General features: G+C 57.8%; 6 protein-coding genes. 4 read left to right on the forward strand and 2 right to left on the reverse strand.

Annotated features, from left to right (window positions below; genetic code table 11):
- The 3 genes from purN to A3754_RS19830 all read left to right on the forward strand — a co-directional run.
- A partial coding sequence (gene purN / locus A3754_RS19820) for a phosphoribosylglycinamide formyltransferase (RefSeq protein ID WP_063521068.1) occupies positions 1–463 on the forward strand: 463 nt, incomplete at its 5' end.
- Positions 423–1184: a DUF3108 domain-containing protein gene (locus A3754_RS19825; RefSeq protein ID WP_063521069.1), complete on the forward strand. Its 762-nt coding sequence runs from the start codon at positions 423–425 to the stop codon at positions 1182–1184. The genes purN and A3754_RS19825, both read left to right, overlap by 41 nt.
- A 2-nt stretch (positions 1185–1186) precedes the next feature.
- Entirely contained in the window at positions 1187–1915 is a 729-nt protein-coding gene (locus A3754_RS19830) for a DUF3108 domain-containing protein (protein WP_063521070.1), read from the forward strand.
- Here A3754_RS19830 and dcd read toward each other — a convergent pair.
- Positions 1912–2481, reverse strand: a complete 570-nt coding sequence (gene dcd, locus A3754_RS19835) for a dCTP deaminase (protein WP_063521071.1) — start codon at positions 2479–2481, stop codon at positions 1912–1914. The genes A3754_RS19830 and dcd overlap by 4 nt on opposite strands.
- Positions 2482–2594: 113 nt before the next feature.
- Positions 2595–3680 carry an iron-sulfur cluster carrier protein ApbC gene (gene apbC, locus A3754_RS19840; protein ID WP_231880707.1) on the reverse strand — a complete coding sequence of 362 codons (1086 nt, stop codon included), beginning with the start codon at positions 3678–3680 and terminating at the stop codon, positions 2595–2597.
- A gap of 207 nt (positions 3681–3887) precedes the next feature.
- On the opposite strand from apbC, the gene A3754_RS19845 reads away from it, so the two are divergent.
- The coding region (locus A3754_RS19845; protein WP_063521073.1) for an SIMPL domain-containing protein at positions 3888–4453 on the forward strand (566 nt) is incomplete at its 3' end.

Below are 4453 nucleotides of genomic sequence, written 5' to 3' on the forward strand. Positions count from 1 at the left end.
CCGCGACTACCCGGACCGGGAGCAGTTCGACCAGGCCATGATCGAGGTGCTCACCCCCTATGCCCCGGATACCGTCGTGCTGGCCGGTTTCATGCGCATCCTTTCAGCTGTCTTTGTTCGCCATTACGCCGGACAACTGATCAACATCCACCCCTCCCTGTTGCCCAAATATCGCGGGCTGAATACCCATGCCCGCGCCCTGGAAGCCGGCGACAGCGAACACGGCTGCTCCATTCATTTCGTTACGGAAGAGCTGGATGGCGGCCCACTGATCGCCCAGGCCCCCATTGCGGTGCATGCGAACGATACCGTTGATTCCCTGTCCAAACGTGTACAACAACGCGAACACCTGCTCTATCCCCAGGTGCTGCAATGGCGTGCACAAGCTAGACTGGAACTGACTGATAACGGAGTCGTACTGGATGGGAAGCCACTCCCCGCGCAGGGTTACACACTGGCGTAACCCTCTACGCATTATTCTACGCAACCCCCTGATTCTCGCTGCTATCCTGCTGGCGAATCTGGCCTTTTCTTCCGCCGCCACCGGGGACGAAACGCCATCACCGTTCCGTCTGGACTACCGCCTGAAAAGCGAAGGTATTCCATTCAGCATCGTCGCCACCCGCTCTCTCAGCCAGGTTCAGGACGGGCTCTGGAAAATGGAAGTCCACGCCAAAAACTGGCTCGGTGAGATTCGCGAAACCGCCCTGTTCAACTGGCAAGGCTGTACCCCGCTGAGCAATTACTACGGTTACGAGCGCCGCGGACTGGGCAAGGTCAAAGAAGCCAAGCTACATATTGATCGCCAGACCGGCGTGGCCGCCAGCGAGCGCACCGACAAACCCATGCGCAGCTACGAGGTAAGCGACAACGCCACCGACGAACTCTCCGTCTCCCTGGCCCTGCAGTGCAAATTGCGCGACGGCGCCAAAAAAGTAGAACTGCAAGTGGCCGATGAGCGTGCGCAGAAAACCCACCACTACACCGTCACTGGCCCTGAAACACTGACCATCGACGGCGACAAGGTGAAAACACTGAAAGTGCAACGCCAGCGTGGCAAGAACAGCGAACGGCAAACCTACATGTGGTTCGCTCCGGGCTATGACTATACGCTGGTGCAACTGATGCAGAAGAACGACGATGGCGAACACCTGATGACCCTGCAATCACTGAAAGGACTCTGAGCGTGCGGTTGATTTCACTTTTGCTGGTGCTGGCCAGCGGCCTGGCCACGGCCAACGAGCCCCTGGCCCCCTTTTCTGCCGAGTTTCGTATTTATGTGAACAAGCTGCCTACCCCGGTCAAAGCCGAACTGGTGCTGGAACCGGCAGAGGGCGACGACTACTACCATATGTTGCTCAAGGCGAAATCGTTTCTGCTCAGCAACACAGAGGAAAGCTATTTTCACTGGCGTGACTGCCAACCGCGCACGGCGCGCTACGTGCATGAATTCAAGGGATTCGGTCAACGACGTTTCCACCACATGGATTTTGAGTGGAACCCGCCACGGGTACACAACGAATCTGAAGACGACAAGGAAAGCCTGGATATCCCCGACAACACGCTGGATGAGCTGACGATTCTGCTACGGGGGCGCTGCGTGTTTGCCACCGGCGACAAGTCTTACTCCGTGACCAGTGTCTACGGCGACAAAGTGCGCGAACATCATTTTGAAGTGATCGACAGGGAAACCCTGAAAACACCGCTGGGCAAACTGGATACCCTGCTGGTTGAAAAGAAACGTACCGGGGACAGCAAAGAAAAACGGCGCACCCTGTTCTGGGTAGCGCCGCAGCTGGACTACATGGTGGTACAGGCCAAACACATTGAGAGCACCCTGTTGAAAGCCGAGATGATCATGATCGACTACAACGGCCCGGAACTCGTTCCGGACTCAGCGCCCGCGTCAGACTAGGCCCGTGGCAGGGTCACGCCACGCTGGCCCTGGTACTTACCGCCCCGATCCATGTAGGAGGTTTCACACACCTCATCGGATTCAAAGAACAGCATCTGCGCCACCCCTTCGTGGGCATAGATTTTTGCCGGCAGGGTGGTGGTGTTGGAAAACTCCAGCGTCACATGCCCTTCCCACTCGGGTTCCAGCGGCGTGACATTAACGATAATGCCGCACCGTGCGTAGGTGGATTTGCCCAGGCAAATAGTCAGCACATTTCGGGGGATACGGAAATATTCCACCGTGCGGGCCAGGGCAAAGGAGTTCGGCGGGATAATGCAATACTCCCCCTTCACATCCACAAAGCTGCGTTCATCGAACGCTTTCGGGTCCACCGTGGCGGAATGGATATTGGTGAACACCTTGAACTCGTCGGCGCAGCGCACATCGTAGCCATAACTGGACACGCCGTAGGAGATCAGTTTTTCACCGTTCTCATCCGCGCGAATCTGCCCGGTCTGAAATGGCTCGATCATGCCTTTCTCGGCGGCCATGCGGGAAATCCAGCGATCCGATTTAATAGTCATTTACGCCTCAATGTTTCAGAGTAGTTAGCGTTCAAGCGGCCAATGGTATAGACGCCGGACGCCGGACGCCAGATGTGTGACGCAGCCGGCCAGCCCCCTCATCAGGCTCTTGTTCAATGCTGCGTCACACTGGGAAACGCCCGCTTGCCGACTTCCGTCAGTGAAAGCCGGGCAGCCAGACGCCGGGCAGCCGACCGGTAGAGGGCAGCCTCATCACTGTCGGGGAACGCCTGCATTACCGGCTCACCCTTGTCTGCCTGCTCGCGGATACGCAGGGACAATGGCAGCGCAGCCAACACCTCAGTGCCATAATCTGCTGCCATTTTGTCGCCACCACCCTGACCGAAAATAGCCTCCTGATGCCCGCACTGGTTACAGACATGCATGGCCATGTTTTCCAGGATTCCCAGCACCCGGATATCCACCTTGCGGAACATTTCCACGCCCTTGATGGCATCCAGCAACGCAATATCCTGCGGCGTGGTAATCACCACGGCACCCGCCACCGGAATTTTCTGGGCCAGCGTCAGCTGGATGTCCCCGGTTCCGGGGGGCAAATCCACCAACAGATAGTCCAGATCATGCCAGCGGGTCTGTTCCATCATCTGCACCAGCGCGCCGCTGGCCTTAGGCCCACGCCACACCACCGGTGTCTGCTTTGTGGTCAGGTACCCCATGGACATGGTCTGCAAACCGTAGGCGTCCACCGGCACAAAAAATTTGCCGTCCAGCAATTGGGGGCGTGTACCGTCGGGCAACCCCAGCATCAACGGCTGGCTGGGCCCGAACACGTCCGCGTCCAGCAACCCAACACGGGCGCCCTCCGCCTGCAGCGCCAGCGCCAGATTCACTGCCGAGGTGGATTTGCCCACCCCGCCCTTGCCGGACGCAACGGCAATGATATTGGCGACCTGGTCCCGCGCCGGCAGGCTGCTTTGCGCCCGGTGCGGCACAATGCGACTTTCCACCGTCACTGACAGGGAACGCTGCTCCAGTACCGGAGCCATGTGTGCGTGGATGGCATCAATCAGCGCGTCACGAATACTGTCGCAGGGATACCCCAGAGTTACCGTGGCCGTCACGGCTGAATCACTCAACTGAAACGCACTGATGCCATTGACCTGATTCAGGCTAATCCCCAGATCCTCGGGAATAAAATCGCCCAGGTGCTGTCGAATCTGCTGTTCCGATTTATCCATGGCTGAACTCATGACCGTACTCACCGATTGCCTCTGCCTCACGAGCTGCGATGATAGGGGCTAACGGACCAACAACCAAGGGGCCTTTACCCTGCGTTCTGTACGGGAAACCGTTCGTTTAAACGGTTTGCACGAGATGAGTTGCGTAAACCTGACCGATAAGCAAAATAGAACTTTGCCGCTTGCACGGCAGTACAAGGAGATATCATGAAAGTTGTATCCGCTGCGACCTTGTTGATCGCTGGCACACTGGCGCTGGCCGGTTGTGATAACACCACCATCAATACCACCCGCGACAGCATCACCGTATCCGGCAGTGGTGAAATCAGCGCCCAACCAGACCGTTTCACGGTGGTCGCTACCGCCAGTGAAAACGGCGATGACATCGCCGGTATGAAAGATCGCGTGGATGAGTCTGTCAGCAATATGCTGGATCTCGCAGACGACCTGGATATCGAAGAAAAGGCCGTCACCGCCAGCACCATGCAAGTCACCCCCCAATGGCAGTATCAACCCGAACGCAAACTGATTGGCCACCAGGTCAGCCGCGACGTGAGCTTCAAGGTCGACGGCCTTGAAACCTATGCGGAGCTACTGGAAGGACTTGCCGAACAGGGCGTACGTAACATCCGCCCCGCCGGTGCGGAAGTTAGCAACCGCGACCAGCTGGGCAACCAGGCCCTGGAAAAAGCCGTGGCTGATGCCCGTCAACGGGCAGAGATCATTGCCGAAGCCGCAGACCGTGACCTGGGCGAAGCCTTCCAGATCACCGC

The organism is Alcanivorax sp. HI0083 (assembly GCF_001635175.1).

What these genes read in the sequence shown, in the direction of transcription:
- apbC (WP_231880707.1), bottom strand. Translation starts at nt 3,680, where the DNA reads ATGGATAAATCGGAACAGCAGATTCGACAGCACCTGGGCGATTTTATT.
- A3754_RS19825 (WP_063521069.1), top strand. Translation starts at nt 423, where the DNA reads ATGGGAAGCCACTCCCCGCGCAGGGTTACACACTGGCGTAACCCTCTA.
- dcd (WP_063521071.1), bottom strand. Translation starts at nt 2,481, where the DNA reads ATGACTATTAAATCGGATCGCTGGATTTCCCGCATGGCCGCCGAGAAA.